Below are 15441 nucleotides of genomic sequence, written 5' to 3'. Positions count from 1 at the left end.
GATCTCAATCAGTTTATAGAGAACCTTCAGAGATTCCCTATTCCTTCGTCAGTCTAGAGAATGACGCATACACTCGACCCGTATCCCTCATCCCGAATCTGCTCTTATACCGGATTATCGATATCAATAAACTCAACATCCAAGCCATGCTCTCTCGCTAACCATTCACCTAGCGCTTTTACACCGTAGCGCTCAGTCGCGTGGTGACCAGCAGCAAAATAATGAATGTCTTGCTCGCGTGCTGAATAAGTGGTGCGCTCTGAAACTTCACCAGAGATGAACGCATCAATACCTTGAGAAGCTGCAAGTTCAATGTAATCTTGGCCGCCACCAGTACACCAACCGACGGTCGTAATCATTTTGTCTTGGTTTTCTGGAGCGATATGCAATGGCTTACGATTCAAAACTTTATCGATTTTTGCTGCAAATTCAGTACCTGTCATTGGTGTTTTTAATTTACCAAACATAGCAACCGATTGTGGATGGCCTTCCAAGCCGCCTTCAACTTCTATCTCAAGTAACTCCGCCAGTTTCGCGTTATTACCAAGCTCAGGATGAATATCAAGCGGCAAGTGATAACCTAAAAGGTTGATGTCATTTTTAATCAGAGTACGAATGCGCTTGCCCTTCATGCCACGAATGGCTTCTGACTCGCCTTTCCAGAAAAAACCATGATGGACTAACAAAGCGTCTGCGTTCAGTTCTACCGCTTTATCAATTAAGGCTTGAGAAGCTGTCACACCGGTAACAATTCGCTTCACTTCTGTTGCGCCTTCAACTTGAAGACCATTAGGACAGTAATCTTTAATCTGCTGTGGCTGCAGTTTTTCGTTAAGTAGCTTTTCTAATTGTAAGTTATTCATTTTTCTTTCCAGCTTACCTTTATAATAACGTCGTTATATCAATTTACGGGTAGAATGTCGAAAGCCCCACGATGAGTTTATGAGGAAGAGATGACAGCACTGCAACGTTTTTACCAATGGGTCATCGACTCACCGCCATTACTAGAAATCAAGCCACCAGTTTCGGATCTCAGTGCATTCTCTAGCCACCATGCCATCGACTCATCACATACTTATGATGGTAATCCTAGATTAGGTTTCCTCTACCAATATCTATGCGAGCAAGTGATCGCTGCCTCACCGAATTACTCGATAAAGCACGACGAGATTCAGATCAATGTGGAAGGCAGAACTCTTGGTGCAATCGACTTTATTCTTGAAGAAGAGAGCAGCCAAAAGCTGGAACATTGGGAAGTGGCGATTAAGTTTTATCTGCTCCACGAACAAACATGGTTTGGACCCAACTCTCACGACCAATTGGATAAGAAACTCGACAGGATGTTCAGCCACCAGTTGGCAATGTCCTCTTCTTCAGCGTTTATTGAGCAATATCCAGAGATCGATGTCGACTCAAAGCACTTACTGATGCAAGGTCGTCTGTACACCAACCCATTCTTAGAACAAAACGTACCTACTGCATGTTTGGGCTACGACATTAACCCAAGCCAAATAAACGGCTTTTGGTGCTATCAAGATCAGGCTCATTTAATCAGTGAACCACTGTATCCACTCACCAAAGAGCAATGGGCAGCTGGCACTGATGACTTCACCTGTGAACCTATCACCGAATTTGGTGATCGCTTCGTCCATGGGCAAACAAAGTCGGGGCAATTCTGGTTTGTGATGCCACAAAGTTGGCCACACGGTTAGTCGTTTGAGCTAACTCAGTTACCTTTCCCGCTTATACAAAATCAACACAAATAAAAAGGGCTGATGCTTTCACATCAACCCTTCTTCTATTTACGTAGCAACTCTAGTAATCGAGATTCGATTATAGGCCAGCCGCTGCAAATACTTGGTTCACAATCTCTTGAGCTTCTGCTTCGATTGCTTTCAGGTGCTCTTCACCCTTAAAGCTTTCACAATAGATCTTGTAGATGTCTTCAGTACCTGATGGACGAGCAGCAAACCAGCCGTTCTCAGTTGTCACTTTCAAGCCACCAATCGCAGCACCGTTACCTGGAGCGTGTGTTAGGCGTGCAGTAATTGCATCACCAGCCAACGTCTCAGCAGAAACCATCTCTGGAGATAGTTTCTTCAGCACGTCTTTCTGTGCACCATTTGCTACCGCTTGAATACGGTTGTACTTAGATTCACCGTGTTTAGCGGCAAGTTCTTCGTAGTATTCTTGTGGGTTCTTACCTGTTACAGCAGTGATCTCAGCCGCAAGTAGACAAAGAATCAGGCCATCTTTATCTGTTGACCAAGGCGTACCGTCTTTACGTAGGAAAGAAGCACCTGCGCTCTCTTCGCCACCAAAACCAAACTGGCCGTTGTAAAGACCATCAACGAACCATTTGAAACCAACTGGCACTTCACAAAGTTCGCGACCTAAGTCAGAAACTACGCGATCGATTAATGCACTTGATACTAGTGTCTTACCAACAGCAACGTCTTTACCCCAACCTTCACGGTTACGGTATAGGTAATCAATACAAACCGCTAAGAAGTGGTTTGGATTCATCAAACCTTTAGGTGTCACGATACCGTGGCGATCGTAATCTGGGTCGTTACCAAATGCTAGAGCGTACTCGTCTTTAAGCGCCAGTAAGCCTGCCATTGCGTATGGAGAAGAACAGTCCATACGAACTACGCCATCTTTATCTAGAGACATGAATTGGAATGAAGGGTCAACCGCTTCACTTACCAGAGTAAGATCTAGATTGTACGCTTTACCAATTTGACGCCAGTAATCAATACCGCTGCCACCCAGTGGATCAACACCAATCTTAATGTTTGCTTTCTGGATCGCTTCCATATCCACGACGTTAACCAAATCAGCGACGTATGGCGCGACTAGGTCAACTTCTTTTACTAGCTCAGACTGTTTAGCCTGTGCGATAGGCGTACGCTTAACACCTTGCATTTGCTCAGCAATAATCACGTTCGCACGGTCTTCAATCGCTTGAGTCAGTTCAGCTTCAGCTGGGCCACCGTGTGTCGGGTTGTATTTAATACCGCCGTCTTGAGGTGGGTTATGTGAAGGCGTGATAACAATGCCGTCGGCTTTTTTGTCATTCACTAGGTTGTGCGTAAGAATCGCGTGCGAGATACCAGGTGTTGGAGTAAAGCCGTTGTTTTCTTGAATAATAACTTCAACACCGTTCGCTACAAGCACTTCGATAACCGTAGAGAACGCAGGCTCAGATAGAGCGTGAGTATCTTTCCCTAAGAAAAGAGGGCCAGTTGTACCTTGCTCGGCACGAACTTCAGCAACCGCTTGTGCAATTGCTAGAATGTGGTTTTCGTTAAATGTTGATTTGTCTGCTGTACCGCGGTGACCTGAAGTACCGAAAAGTACTTTATGATCTGGGTTCGTAGCATCCGGTTGCTGTAAGAAATAGTTAGCAACTAAAGCCGGGATATTATGAAGATCTTCCTGCTGAGCTTTCTGCCCAGCACGAGGGTGCATAGCCATTTTTCGACATCCTTATATATAAAATTTAAAAACAAAAAAACCTCATAATATCTTCTTATCCATGGATATTATGAGGTTTAAATCAGATTTCGTTAAATTGAACCTGTTACTTTTTCTATCAATTCTGCTTGGAAATTCATGCGGCTCATAAGCTGCTCAACCATCTGTCTTTTTCGGCTTGTATTGTTATTAGTAATAACCCAAAAAGGACTTTGTGGAATAGCTTTAGGCTTAGTCGTGTTGCCGTTTGCTAGCAACGTCGCTTCGTTATCTGCAAAGTAAACGCGCTTACGGCCTTTTACTTGAGTTGCTTCTGAAAAGCTTAAAGGGTCGATTTTATGCAGTGTTGATAACACAAGCATGAAACGATCAATGGCTTTCTTTAGTGATGCAAACTCATCTGATATTAGTAGTGAGCGCATTTCTTTAACGCCATCGAACTTCTCTGGAGTAAAGCCTACCTCTTTGCTAACAACGATACCTTTTGGCTCAACGATCTCTTCGATCGGAGCCATGCCTTGGCTATCAACCTGTAACAAGCGGCGCAGAATATCTGAAGCGCTTTCGCCAATACGTTCTGTCTGACCCGCAATAAAACGGTATAGGTCCTCATCAACCTCAATTGTTTTCATTCGCTTTTCACAATCTCAATGTTTAAACTCTGGGGGATTATAGCGAGATCCGCGCGGATACTCTACGTCAAACCCACCATGAATAAGATAAAAATGTCAGTACAGCTCAACTATAAAATTGAAGGTGAGGGTCACACCATTGTTTTGATCCATGGATTATTCGGTAATCTGGACAACCTTGGCTTGCTCGCTAGGGATCTAAAAGCCGATCATCAGGTACTTAGTATCGATCTCCGCAACCACGGTCAATCCTTCCATAGTGACACTCATAACTATCAAGCGATGGCACAAGACGTGGCTCAACTGCTGCATGATCTTAAGTTAGAAGGCGTCACTGTGATTGGTCACTCGATGGGTGGCAAAGTAGCGATGGCACTGACACAGCATCTTGCGCTGCATAAATTGATTGTCTTGGATATGGCGCCAGTCGCGTACACTCAAAGTCGCCACGACAACGTATTCGCAGGCCTACAAGCCGTGATAGAAGAAAAACCGACTTCACGCTCAGACGCACTCAAGGTTCTCGCAAAACATATCGAGATCGATGGCGTTCGCCAGTTTTTGACCAAATCTTTGTTCAAAACAGAGCAAGGCATTATGGAGTGGCGCTTTAACGTCGCATCACTGCTAGCTAATTACGCGCACATCATTGGCTGGGAACCGATCGAGAAAACCTCGGTCAAAACCTTATTCATAAAAGGTGGGGATTCTGATTACCTCACCGCAGAACATCAAGCAGCCGTTCAACAGCAATTTTCTAATGCAAAAGCGCACGTCATTGCCAACACCGGTCACTGGCTGCATGCTGAAAAACCAGCAGAAGTACTTCGAGCAATTAGAAAATTCATCGCTTAACTGCACTTTTTCGTGCAGATAAATGAGAGCTGTGTAATTACTGCAGATTAACTTTATCTCACAACAGTGATATAGTGCGCCCAAGCAAAATTGGTATATAAGGTTCCCATGCTTTACGACTACATGAACATCATCGAATCTGTTGGTTTAGATCTCCTGTTTGCCGCGATTTTCTTTTTAATCGGTATGGCAATTAAGGACGTTCTCAAGCAGGGAAATGTTCCTCCATTTGGTCGTCGCATCGTATGGTTAGTACTTTTCCTTGGCTGTGCGGGTTTTATCGCCAAAGGGATAATCCAACTAAGCTGGGAAGGAACTGGGATCTAACGATTCTCTTCCGAACTTTATTACACCGACAACAGACAAAATGAAAGGTAATGATTCTATGGCAAGTGTAGGTCTCTTCTTTGGTAGCGATACAGGTAACACTGAAGCTGTTGCTAAGATGATTCAAAAGCAATTGAGCAAACAGCTCGTTCACGTTCAAGACATTGCAAAAAGCAGCAAAGAAGATATCGATAACTTCGATCTACTGCTTCTTGGTATCCCTACGTGGTACTACGGCGAAGCACAATGTGATTGGGATGACTTTTTCCCAGAGCTAGAAGCTATTGATTTCTCAACTAAGCTTGTTGCTATCTTTGGTTGTGGCGACCAAGAAGATTACGCAGAATACTTCTGTGATGCTATGGGTACTATCCGTGACATCGTTGAAGCGAAAGGCGGTACTATCCTAGGTCACACATCAACTGAAGGCTACGAATTCGAAGCATCGAAAGGTTTAGTTGAAGGCGATGACAGCCAATTCGTTGGTCTATGTATCGATGAAGACCGTCAACCTGAGCTAACTGATGAGCGCGTATCTAACTGGGTTAAACAAATCCACGAAGAGATGTGCCTAGCAGAGCTAGAAGACTAATTCTCTAGTGGTTGTTAATTGTTACAATTAATAACCATTATGTAGATATGAAAAAACCTCCTTATGGGAGGTTTTTTGCTATTTAAAATCTACTAATTAGCACTCAGCTTCTAATGCTTCATCATCATCTCTAAATTGCGGCTTCTTTCTTACATAGAGGGTGCGTTGAATTTCAGAAACCACATTACCCTGCTTATCTTTCACGTGAATAATAAATTCAGGAAAACACTTTTCACCGAGCTGTGTCTGACGATAGATATCATCAAGCTGCCCTTGGCTTATCTCAAAATCTGCATACAAGTCCGATTGCCCCGGCTTGATGAAGTTAATGCTCGCTTCTTTATCCCAAACATAATATCGCTCACCTAAAATTCCCATTAACATCAATGAGTAAACGGGATCGGTAAGAGAAAAGATACTGCCGCCATATTGAGTACGATTGGCGTTCTTATTCCACCAGCGTAGTTTAAGTACTGTCTTAACAACCCTAAAGTCAGCGCTAATGTGGGCTATTCGAATACCCGCTCCCCAAAAGGGAGGCCAAATATTAAGAGCAAATTTTACAATGTTGGGTTTATATATTTTTGCGAGTTGCTTATTCATAACAACATTCCATGTTCATATCAGAAACACCGTCACCTTGACTGGTCGTACCTCCACTATAAGTGAGATACTTCCAATTTACAAAACAGATTGTGATGTCAGTAAGTAACCCTTTGAAGTTCGTGGTTTATTGTTATGCCTGACTAAACTATAATGATATTAATATTGAATTCTGTTAATTGCTGCAGATCATCAACAGGAAAGTATATGTCAGACAATAATCAAGCGCTAAAAGATGCAGGTCTTAAAGTGACCCTTCCACGGCTCAAAATTTTAGAAGTATTACAACAGCCAGACTGCCAACATATTAGTGCTGAAGATTTATATAAGAAGCTGATCGACCTAGGTGAAGAAATCGGTCTTGCAACCGTTTATCGAGTACTTAACCAATTCGATGACGCTGGCATTGTAACTCGTCACCACTTCGAAGGCGGCAAGTCTGTATTTGAACTTTCTACACAGCACCACCACGACCACCTTGTATGTTTAGATTGTGGCGAAGTGATCGAATTCTCTGATGACATCATCGAAGAAAGACAGAAAGAGATTGCTCAGCGTTACAACGTGCAACTAACAAACCACAGTTTGTACTTGTACGGCAAAAGCATTAACGGAGATTGCAAAGGCAATCCAGACGCGCATAAAGCGAAGTAGTAATACAGAACGCTGGCTTAGGCCGGCGTTTTTTATATGGCCCTACATAAGTACGATTCTCCGATACTTATCCCATATTATTCAGACACAAAAAAACCGGCTCTAAGCCGGTTTTTTATTGGGTCGCTTTTAACAAACTAAGCACTCAAGCATTAAGCTTCAGTTTTACCCCAAGTGTCACGTAGACCAACCGTACGGTTGAAGACTAGTGCGTCTGCTTTAGAGTCTTTCGAATCCACACAGAAGTAACCTGTACGTTCAAACTGATACGCTTGCTCTGCCACACCTTCTGCTAGGCTAGGTTCAACAAAACCGTTTAGCGTAACAAGTGATTCAGGGTTTAGCGTTGCAGCGAAATCATCTGCAGCAGCAGGGTTTGGCACTGTGAATAGACGATCGTACAAACGAATCTCAGCAGGCAACGCTTTATCAGCAGATACCCAGTGAATAACGCCTTTCACTTTACGCCCATCTGCAGGGTTCTTACCCAATGTTTCATTGTCGTAAGAACAGAAGATAGTCGTAATGTTGCCTTCTGCATCTTTTTCGATACGTTCAGCTTTGATCACGTAAGCACCACGTAGACGAACTTCTTTACCTAGAACCAAACGCTTGTACTTTTTGTTTGCTTCTTCACGGAAGTCATCACGCTCAATCCAAACTTCTCGTGTAAATGGAACTTCACGAGTACCCATTTCTGGCTTGTTCGGGTGGTTTGCAACCGTTAGCGTTTCTACTGTATCTGCTTCGTAGTTTTCGATAACGATCTTAACTGGATCCAGAACAGCCATTGCACGAGGTGCATTTTCGTTCAGATCATCACGGATGCAAGATTCAAGTGAACCGAACTCAATCATGTTCTCTTGCTTAGTCACACCAATGCGCTTGCAGAATTCACGAATCGAGCTTGAAGTAAAACCACGACGACGTAGGCCAGAAATAGTAGGCATACGTGGGTCATCCCAACCTTGAACTAGGTTTTCAACCACAAGTTGGTTCAGCTTACGCTTAGACATTACTGTGTATTCAAGATTTAGACGGCTAAACTCGTACTGACGAGGCTGGCAATCAATCGTGATGTTATCTAGAACCCAATCGTACAAACGACGGTTATCTTGGAATTCAAGCGTACAGATAGAGTGCGTAATACCTTCCAGCGCATCAGAGATACAGTGAGTAAAGTCGTACATTGGGTAAATGCACCACTTGTCAGCCGTTTGATGGTGGTGAGCAAAACGAACACGGTAGATAACAGGATCGCGCATAACCATGAACGAAGAGCTCATGTCGATCTTAGCACGCAAACACGCTTTACCTTCTTCAAAGCCACCGTCACGCATTTTTTCAAACAACGCTAGGTTCTCTTCAGGGCTGCGGTCACGGTATGGGCTCGCTTTACCTGGATCTTTTAGCGTGCCACGGTACTCACGGATTTGATCAGGACTTAGCTCGTCAACATACGCTAAGCCTTTATTAATTAATTCCACAGCATAAGCGTAAAGCGTATCGAAGTAGTTTGATGAGTAACAAATATCACCAGACCATTCGAAGCCTAACCAGCTTACATCATTCTTAATTGACTCAACGTATTCAACGTCTTCTTTTTCAGGGTTTGTATCATCGAAACGAAGATTACATTGTCCCTGGTAGTCCTGAGCAATACCAAAGTTCAAGCAAATAGATTTAGCGTGACCAATGTGCAGGTAGCCATTTGGCTCCGGCGGGAAACGAGTATGCACGCTACTGTGTGTACCATCCGCTAAATCTTTATCAATAATTTGGCGAATGAAATTCGATGGACGAGCCTCAGCTTCACTCATCTATAGCACCTCTATGTATTTAGTATTGTCAGAGAAAGTTATCTTTCGTCCCCAAGAAAACGGTCGCTTATAGCGCCGGTCAAAGATTGAAAGATCATTGTTGCTAATCATCCACAATTCTTTGCCTTTGCACAATAAGAACCGTCCGTTAATTGCGAATATTTCTGCTATTCGATGAAGAATAGAACGAACCGTGTTCATTAGCCTTAAACAGCAGGCACAAAAAAGCCTCCCATGTGGGAGGCTTTCAATTTGACACTTACTTAAGAGTAACTTTACGTCTTAATTAAGTACTTCCTTTACTATGGAAGTTTTACATCAGATAGGTCTTCGCCTGCACCGATAGCTTTCATTTCGCCAGCTACGATTTCAGCTAGTGGGCCTAGGATAACCTGTAGGTTATTTTCACCTAGTTTAACCACACCTTTAGCACCTAGTTTCTTAAGAACAACTTCATCAGCGACAGAGCGGTCTTTAAGAGTTAAGCGTAGACGAGTGATACAAGCGTCGATTGAAGTTAGGTTATCGTGACCACCTAGAGCTTTCAGGTATTGACGTGCAAGGTCGCCTTTTGGTGCGTCGCCAGCAGGAGCTGCAACAGCTTCGTCATCATCTTCACGACCTGGCGATTTCAAGTTGAAAGCGCGGATTGCGAAAGAGAAAGTGAAGAAGTATAGAGCACCGAAACCAAGACCGATTAGTAGTAGTACGAATGGTTTAGTTGCTAGACCCCAGTTCAATACGAAGTCGATAAGACCAGCAGAGAAACCGAAACCGTGCAGAGTACCAAACATGTTAGCAACTACTAGAGACAGACCTGTAAATACAGCGTGCATTGCGTATAGAGCAGGAGCTAGGAATACGAACATGAATTCTAGCGGCTCTGTGATACCTGTTAGGAATGAACAGAATGCAACTGAGAATAGTGCGCCACCAACTTGGCTACGTTTTTCAGCAGGAGCAGCTAGGTACATTGCAAGTGCAGCACCTGGTAGACCGAACATCATTACTGGGAAGAAACCGTTCATGAATACGCCAGCGCCTTTATCGCCGCCAAAGAAACGGTGTAGGTCACCAGATTTAACAGTTTCAGTCACTTCTTTAACTACAGTAGTGATTTCTGGAGTTACAGAGTTAGCGAATGTGAATGTGTGCTCTTGGCCAACAACTAGAGTTTTAGCCAGTGCTGGGTCAACACAAAGTTGAGTGATGTTAGCGAATGCGCCTTGACCAGCAACGATGATCTCTTGACATGTACCCATACCGAACCAGAAGTATGAGTTCAATACGTGGTGTAGACCTACAGGGATAAGTGCACGGTTAAGAGTACCGTAAACGAATTGGCCGATAGCGCCAGACGTTGATACTGCGTGAGCCAGTGCGTCTAGACCAGATTGAACACCAGGCCAAACCACACCAGACACAGCACCTGCAACAAGTGCAAATAGACCGGCCATGATAGGTACTAAACGTTTACCCGCGAAGAAAGCCAGCCACTCTGGAAGGCGTGTCGCGTGGAAAGCGTTGTAAGAGTGACCTGCGATGATACCTGCGAAGATACCGCCGAAGAATGACATGTTAACGTCTGCGTTAATTGTCGTTGCTGTAGCAGTTAGTACGAAGTAAGCAACTGCACCAGCAAGACCTGCTGCGCCGTTACCGTCTTTAGAAAGACCAATCGCGATACCTAGACCAAAGAGCAATGGTAGGTTACCGAAGATAGCACCACCAGCTTGCGCCATGAATGGAATATCAAGTAGATCGCCTTGACCTAAACGTAAAAGAAGCGCCGCAATCGGAAGCGTTGCGATTGGTAGCATTAACGCCTTACCAAGCTTCTGTGCATATCCTAGAATATTCACCAGTTGTTTCCCCCTATAGGATTTTTTAGAATTCGTTTGAGAAACTTATTTTAGTCGCTCAATTTAGTCCTATTCAGTGTATTCAATTAATTTTGCTCCGCAAATTAAAACCTTACCATTTGTGATCCTAATCACCAGTTTTTACCAAATCCAGAGGTTTTTGCTAGCGAGATCATAAAACTTATTTTATCATTCAAAAAAATGAACATTTATAGATAAAATCCAAATCTAATCATTAGGTAAAAAGATGGTATCTGCGGGCTTCTATTGCCGTATGAATAATCATTAACAATGAACCTAAATGTATAATAACGATCAGTTGTTCATATATTTTTCAACTACTTAAATAGCTTCCCATATTGAAGCCGTTTGCCCATAAAAGATAAATCGTTACGTAAATGATGCTCGCAAACTAAGTCCGCATTTAGGTAACGAACGAATTTAAAAGATCTCACGAAATAAGGATTAGCTGACTATGTACGCGCTAAGTAACTGTAAAATTTACACTGGTAGTGATGTTCTGACCGATCATGCTGTTGTAATCGAAAACGAACTGATCAAAAAAGTCTGTCCTATCTCTGAATTGCCAGAGGGAATCGAGGTTCGCGACCTAGACGGAGCAAACCTAAGTCCAGGTTTCATTGACCTACAACTGAACGGTTGTGGCGGTGTAATGCTTAACGATGAGATCACTGCAGAAACCATGCAGATCATGCACAAAGCAAATCTGAAATCTGGCTGTACTAGCTTCTTACCAACGCTTATCACCTCTTCAGACGAAGATATGCGTGCGGTTATTACGGCAGCTCGTGAGTACCACAACCAGTACCAAAACCAATCTTTAGGTCTGCACCTAGAAGGTCCGTACTTGAACGTTGCGAAAAAAGGCATCCACAGCGTCGATCACATTCGTAAGTCTGACAACGAAATGATTGAGCTTATCTGTGGCAACAGTGACCTTGTTGCAAAAGTTACATTAGCTCCAGAGTTAAACGACCCTGAACACATTGAACGCCTGCACAAAGCTGGCGTTGTGGTTTCTATCGGCCACACCAACGCAACTTACGCAGAAGCACGCCAAGGTTTTGAATCTGGTATCACGTTCGCTACTCACCTATTCAATGCAATGACCCCTATGGTCGGTCGTGAACCGGGCGTTGTAGGCGCGATTTACGACACACCAGAGGTTTACGCTGGGATCATTGCCGACGGTTTCCACGTTGATTACGCAAACATCAGAATTGCGCATAAAATCAAGGGAGAAAAGTTGGTATTAGTGACGGATGCCACAGCTCCTGCAGGTGCTGACATGGAATACTTTATTTTTGTCGGTAAGAAAGTATATTACCGTGATGGTAAGTGTGTTGATGAAAACGGCACACTGGGCGGCTCAGCTCTGACTATGATTGAAGCAGTTCAGAATACAGTTGAGCACGCTGGTATCGCTTTAGACGAAGCTCTTCGCATGGCTACGCTATACCCAGCTACGGCTATCGGTGTAGAAAGCAAGCTAGGTCGAATCAAAAAAGGCATGGTTGCAAACCTAGCTGTATTTGACCGAGACTTTAACGTTAAAGCGACTGTTGTTAACGGACAATACGAGCACAATTAAGTATGAATGGCGGACAAATAGGTAACGTAGACTTAGTTAAACAACTAAACAGTGCGGCGGTATACCGACTTATAGACCAACAAGGGCCTATCAGTCGTATACAAGTGGCTGATGTAAGCCAACTCGCACCGGCAAGTGTTACAAAAATTACCCGCCAACTTTTAGAGCGCGGCCTAATTAAAGAGGTTGCGCAGCAAGCGTCTACTGGCGGTAGACGCGCTATCTCCCTAACCACAGAAGTAGAACCTTTTCATTCTGTCGCTGTGCGTTTAGGTCGAGACTACATTCAAATAAGCCTTCATGACCTTGGCGGTCGTGAGTTGGCTTTCCAACAGCAAGACCTGAATTATTCAGACCAGTCAGACCTTACCCAAGGCTTGGTTAATAATTTGAAGGCTTTCATTGCTGAACACCAACCAAAGATCGATCAGCTGATTGCTATTGGTGTCACACTTCCAGGCTTGGTTAACCCAACGACTGGTGTTGTTGAGTACATGCCAAACACGGATATTGATAACCTGGCTTTAAGTGACATTATTCGCGACACATTCCATGTCGCTTGTTTTGTGGGTAACGATGTTCGCGGAATGGCGCTTGCAGAGCACTACTTCGGTGCAAGTAAAGACAGCCAAGATTCTATTTTGGTCAGTGTTCACCGTGGTACAGGTGCAGGTATTATCGTTAATGGCCAGGTGTTCCTAGGTCATAACCGTAATGTGGGTGAAATTGGTCATATCCAAATTGATCCGCTAGGCGAGCAATGCCAATGTGGTAACTTCGGCTGTCTTGAAACCGTAGCGGCAAACCCAGCTATCGTTGAACGCGTGCAGAAGCTGATTAAACAAGGCTATGAGTCTTCTTTAACAGAGCTTGAGCATATTACGATTCAAGATGTTTGTGACCACGCGATTAATGGTGATGAGCTAGCCAAGCAAAGCTTAGTTCGAGTAGGAAACCAGTTAGGTAAGGCTATCGCGATGACGATTAACTTATTTAACCCTCAAAAAGTGATCATTGCTGGTGATATTACCAAGGCACAAGAGATTGTTTTCCCTGCAATTAAGCGCAATGTAGAGAATCAGTCGTTAACGACTTTCCATAGCGGCTTGCCTATTGTAGCATCACAGATCGATAAACATCCTACGATGGGAGCTTTTGCCATGATTAAGCGCGCTATGCTCAACGGCGTGTTACTGCAGAAGCTTCTCGAAGACTAGAGAAAAACAATTCTGATTTTCCGCGGGCCGTGTTTGTATAAACACGGCCCGTTTTTTTAAGCTAGGGAACTACAACAACAAGTTATGGAACTTATATTAATATCCACTGCGTTTATCGCAGGATTTATTGCTTTAAAGTGTCACCTTCCCCCATTAGTTGGTTTTTTGGTTGCAGGCTTTGGGCTTTTTGCCTTTGGCTTTGAAACCAATGACACCATCATTACTTTAGCTGACCTTGGTGTCACGCTGCTTCTATTTACTATCGGCTTAAAGCTCGATATCAAAACCCTACTCTCTAAAGAGATCTGGGCTGGCGCGACAATCCACAACCTTTTATCCACTCTGTTTTTCGCCGTCGCCCTGTTTGGCTTTAAGTTCTTAGGTATTTCATCGCTAGCTGCCATGTCGGTAGAACAGATCGTTCTGCTCGGTTTTGCTCTTTCATTCTCTAGTACCGTATTTGCGGTTAAGACTCTGCAAGAGAAAGGCGAAATGAATGCGACCTACGGAACGTTAGCGATTGGTATCTTGGTCATGCAGGATATCTTCGCCGTAGTATTCTTAACGGCTTCTACGGGCAAAATACCTGAGTGGTATGCGATTGCTCTGTTTGCCCTACCCTTATTACGCCCACTGTTCTACAAAGTGCTCGATTGGGTTGGTCACGGTGAGATGCTGGTTCTTTCCGGCATCTTCTTCGCATTAGTCGTCGGTGCTGGTTTATTCCATTTGGTTGGTGTGAAACCAGACTTGGGGGCTCTTGTTTTAGGTATGTTACTTGCTGGCCACCCAAAAGCCTCAGAATTATCAAAGTCGCTGTTTAACCTTAAAGAACTTTTCCTTGTCTGTTTCTTCTTGAACATTGGTTTGTCAGAGCAACCAACCATTCAAGGCTTTATGCTCGCAATCTTGTTCTTGCTGATGCTGCCAGTGAAAGGTGTTCTCTACTTCTTGGTACTCAACCGCTTCAAGTTCCGTGTTCGAACGTCTCTACTTGCCTCGCTATCACTGTTTAACTATAGCGAGTTTGGCCTCATCGTTGGTGGTCTCGCCTTCAAGATGGGCTGGATGTCAGGTGACATCTTGGTGGCTGTGGCAATTGCTGTTTCACTGTCGTTCTTAATCGCAGCACCTTTAAACCGAGCTGGTCACAAGCTTTATCAGCAGTCAGGTAAATGGCTAAAAGAGCATGCGTCAGAAAAGCTTCACCGACGTGATAAGCGAATTGACCCAGGTCGGGCCCAAGTGCTGATTCTTGGTATGGGACGAATTGGTACTGGTGCTTATGACGAATTACGCACTCGCTATGGCAAAGTCAGCCTAGGTGTTGAAGTTCGCGAAGAAGCCGCGCACAATCACAGAAGCCATGGCAGGAACGTGATCTCTGGTGACGCGACTGACCCGGATTTCTGGGAACGAATTCTAGATACAGCAAACGTAAAGCTAGTGATCCTGGCTATGCCTCACCACCAAGGTAATCAAACCGCTTTAGAGCAATTGAAGTCACGTAACTTTAAAGGCCAAATTGCGGCTATTGCTGAATATCCAGATCAACTCGAAACACTGAAAGAGAATGGCGTTGATGCGGCATTTAACATTTACAGCGAGGCTGGTAGTGGTTTTGCTCGCCACGTTTGCGAACAGTTAAATCCAAATATCAATAAAATCTAGTATTAGACCGTGTTCAACTAAACCTCTCAAAACTGACTATTTTTCGCACTTTTGAGAGGTTTTTGTTTAAAAAACCAACCGCAATTAAACATCACACACCAAAAGCACATAAAAAT

The 15441-nt window shown here is 43.9% G+C and carries 14 protein-coding genes; 8 read left to right on the top strand and 6 right to left on the bottom strand.

Annotation, left to right across the window (positions count from 1 at the left end; all coding sequences use genetic code 11):
• Nucleotides 1–104 precede the first annotated feature (104 nt).
• Complete coding sequence (locus OCV19_RS04255) at nucleotides 105–863, bottom strand: Nif3-like dinuclear metal center hexameric protein (RefSeq protein ID WP_065675890.1); 759 nt, start codon at nucleotides 861–863, stop codon at nucleotides 105–107.
• Between the two features lie 90 nt (nucleotides 864–953).
• Here OCV19_RS04255 and OCV19_RS04250 point away from each other — a divergent pair, with 90 nt between their 5' ends.
• Nucleotides 954–1712, top strand: a complete 759-nt coding sequence (locus tag OCV19_RS04250; RefSeq protein WP_065675889.1) for a DUF1853 family protein — start codon at nucleotides 954–956, stop codon at nucleotides 1710–1712.
• A 121-nt stretch (nucleotides 1713–1833) separates the two neighbouring features.
• Here OCV19_RS04250 and pgm read toward each other — a convergent pair whose 3' ends face one another.
• Both pgm and seqA read right to left on the bottom strand, forming a co-directional pair.
• Nucleotides 1834–3480, bottom strand: coding sequence for a phosphoglucomutase (alpha-D-glucose-1,6-bisphosphate-dependent) (gene pgm, locus OCV19_RS04245; protein WP_017061952.1), 1647 nt, complete (start codon nucleotides 3478–3480; stop codon nucleotides 1834–1836).
• Between the two features lie 92 nt (nucleotides 3481–3572).
• Nucleotides 3573–4112 carry a replication initiation negative regulator SeqA gene (seqA, locus tag OCV19_RS04240; RefSeq protein WP_017061953.1) on the bottom strand — a complete coding sequence of 180 codons (540 nt, stop codon included), beginning with the start codon at nucleotides 4110–4112 and terminating at the stop codon, nucleotides 3573–3575.
• Between the two features lie 93 nt (nucleotides 4113–4205).
• Here seqA and OCV19_RS04235 point away from each other — a divergent pair, with 93 nt between their 5' ends.
• The 3 genes from OCV19_RS04235 (at nucleotide 4206) to fldA (ending at nucleotide 5886) form a co-directional block, all read left to right on the top strand.
• Complete coding sequence (locus tag OCV19_RS04235) at nucleotides 4206–4967, top strand: alpha/beta fold hydrolase (RefSeq protein WP_065675888.1); 762 nt, start codon at nucleotides 4206–4208, stop codon at nucleotides 4965–4967.
• Nucleotides 4968–5075: 108 nt separating this feature from the next.
• Complete coding sequence (locus OCV19_RS04230) at nucleotides 5076–5294, top strand: DUF2788 domain-containing protein (RefSeq protein WP_004737900.1); 219 nt, start codon at nucleotides 5076–5078, stop codon at nucleotides 5292–5294.
• A gap of 58 nt (nucleotides 5295–5352) precedes the next feature.
• Entirely contained in the window at nucleotides 5353–5886 is a 534-nt protein-coding gene (gene fldA / locus OCV19_RS04225) for a flavodoxin FldA (RefSeq protein WP_010436745.1), read from the top strand.
• A 96-nt stretch (nucleotides 5887–5982) separates the two neighbouring features.
• On the opposite strand, the gene OCV19_RS04220 is transcribed toward fldA, so the two are convergent.
• Nucleotides 5983–6489 (bottom strand): DUF4442 domain-containing protein, encoded by a 507-nt coding sequence (locus tag OCV19_RS04220; RefSeq protein ID WP_019820496.1) that lies wholly within the window; start codon nucleotides 6487–6489, stop codon nucleotides 5983–5985.
• A 207-nt stretch (nucleotides 6490–6696) separates the two neighbouring features.
• On the opposite strand from OCV19_RS04220, the gene fcrX reads away from it, so the two are divergent.
• The gene (gene fcrX / locus OCV19_RS04215) at nucleotides 6697–7143 is read left to right on the top strand and encodes a ferric iron uptake transcriptional regulator FcrX (RefSeq protein ID WP_017061956.1); all 447 of its coding nucleotides are present in this window, start codon (nucleotides 6697–6699) and stop codon (nucleotides 7141–7143) included.
• A 152-nt stretch (nucleotides 7144–7295) separates the two neighbouring features.
• Here the strand turns inward: fcrX and glnS are convergent, their stop codons facing one another.
• Nucleotides 7296–8963 (bottom strand): glutamine--tRNA ligase, encoded by a 1668-nt coding sequence (gene glnS / locus OCV19_RS04210; RefSeq protein ID WP_065675887.1) that lies wholly within the window; start codon nucleotides 8961–8963, stop codon nucleotides 7296–7298.
• Nucleotides 8964–9265: 302 nt separating this feature from the next.
• Nucleotides 9266–10825: an N-acetylglucosamine-specific PTS transporter subunit IIBC gene (nagE, locus tag OCV19_RS04205; RefSeq protein WP_048612171.1), complete on the bottom strand. Its 1560-nt coding sequence runs from the start codon at nucleotides 10823–10825 to the stop codon at nucleotides 9266–9268.
• A 475-nt stretch (nucleotides 10826–11300) separates the two neighbouring features.
• Here nagE and nagA point away from each other — a divergent pair, with 475 nt between their 5' ends.
• From nagA to OCV19_RS04190, 3 genes are all read left to right on the top strand, one after another.
• Nucleotides 11301–12437, top strand: a complete 1137-nt coding sequence (gene nagA, locus OCV19_RS04200) for an N-acetylglucosamine-6-phosphate deacetylase (protein ID WP_065675886.1) — start codon at nucleotides 11301–11303, stop codon at nucleotides 12435–12437.
• Nucleotides 12438–12439: 2 nt separating this feature from the next.
• Nucleotides 12440–13654 carry a DNA-binding transcriptional regulator NagC gene (gene nagC, locus OCV19_RS04195; RefSeq protein ID WP_017062194.1) on the top strand — a complete coding sequence of 405 codons (1215 nt, stop codon included), beginning with the start codon at nucleotides 12440–12442 and terminating at the stop codon, nucleotides 13652–13654.
• 84 nt (nucleotides 13655–13738) lie between these two features.
• Nucleotides 13739–15325, top strand: a complete 1587-nt coding sequence (locus OCV19_RS04190; protein WP_065675885.1) for a cation:proton antiporter family protein — start codon at nucleotides 13739–13741, stop codon at nucleotides 15323–15325.
• The last annotated feature ends 116 nt before the right edge of the window (nucleotides 15326–15441 follow it).

It is taken from the genome of Vibrio celticus (assembly GCF_024347335.1).
GTDB lineage: Bacteria > Pseudomonadota > Gammaproteobacteria > Enterobacterales > Vibrionaceae > Vibrio > Vibrio celticus.
The sequence above is the reverse complement of the archived record's forward strand: the minus strand, read 5'-3'. Positions and strand labels throughout refer to the sequence as shown.

Coding starts and splice junctions, on each gene's coding strand:
- OCV19_RS04255 (WP_065675890.1), bottom strand. CDS start 863: ATGAATAACTTACAATTAGAAAAGCTACTTAACGAAAAACTGCAGCCA.
- OCV19_RS04250 (WP_065675889.1), top strand. CDS start 954: ATGACAGCACTGCAACGTTTTTACCAATGGGTCATCGACTCACCGCCA.
- pgm (WP_017061952.1), bottom strand. CDS start 3,480: ATGGCTATGCACCCTCGTGCTGGGCAGAAAGCTCAGCAGGAAGATCTT.
- seqA (WP_017061953.1), bottom strand. CDS start 4,112: ATGAAAACAATTGAGGTTGATGAGGACCTATACCGTTTTATTGCGGGT.
- OCV19_RS04235 (WP_065675888.1), top strand. CDS start 4,206: ATGTCAGTACAGCTCAACTATAAAATTGAAGGTGAGGGTCACACCATT.
- OCV19_RS04230 (WP_004737900.1), top strand. CDS start 5,076: ATGCTTTACGACTACATGAACATCATCGAATCTGTTGGTTTAGATCTC.
- fldA (WP_010436745.1), top strand. CDS start 5,353: ATGGCAAGTGTAGGTCTCTTCTTTGGTAGCGATACAGGTAACACTGAA.
- OCV19_RS04220 (WP_019820496.1), bottom strand. CDS start 6,489: ATGAATAAGCAACTCGCAAAAATATATAAACCCAACATTGTAAAATTT.
- fcrX (WP_017061956.1), top strand. CDS start 6,697: ATGTCAGACAATAATCAAGCGCTAAAAGATGCAGGTCTTAAAGTGACC.
- glnS (WP_065675887.1), bottom strand. CDS start 8,963: ATGAGTGAAGCTGAGGCTCGTCCATCGAATTTCATTCGCCAAATTATT.
- nagA (WP_065675886.1), top strand. CDS start 11,301: ATGTACGCGCTAAGTAACTGTAAAATTTACACTGGTAGTGATGTTCTG.
- nagC (WP_017062194.1), top strand. CDS start 12,440: ATGAATGGCGGACAAATAGGTAACGTAGACTTAGTTAAACAACTAAAC.
- OCV19_RS04190 (WP_065675885.1), top strand. CDS start 13,739: ATGGAACTTATATTAATATCCACTGCGTTTATCGCAGGATTTATTGCT.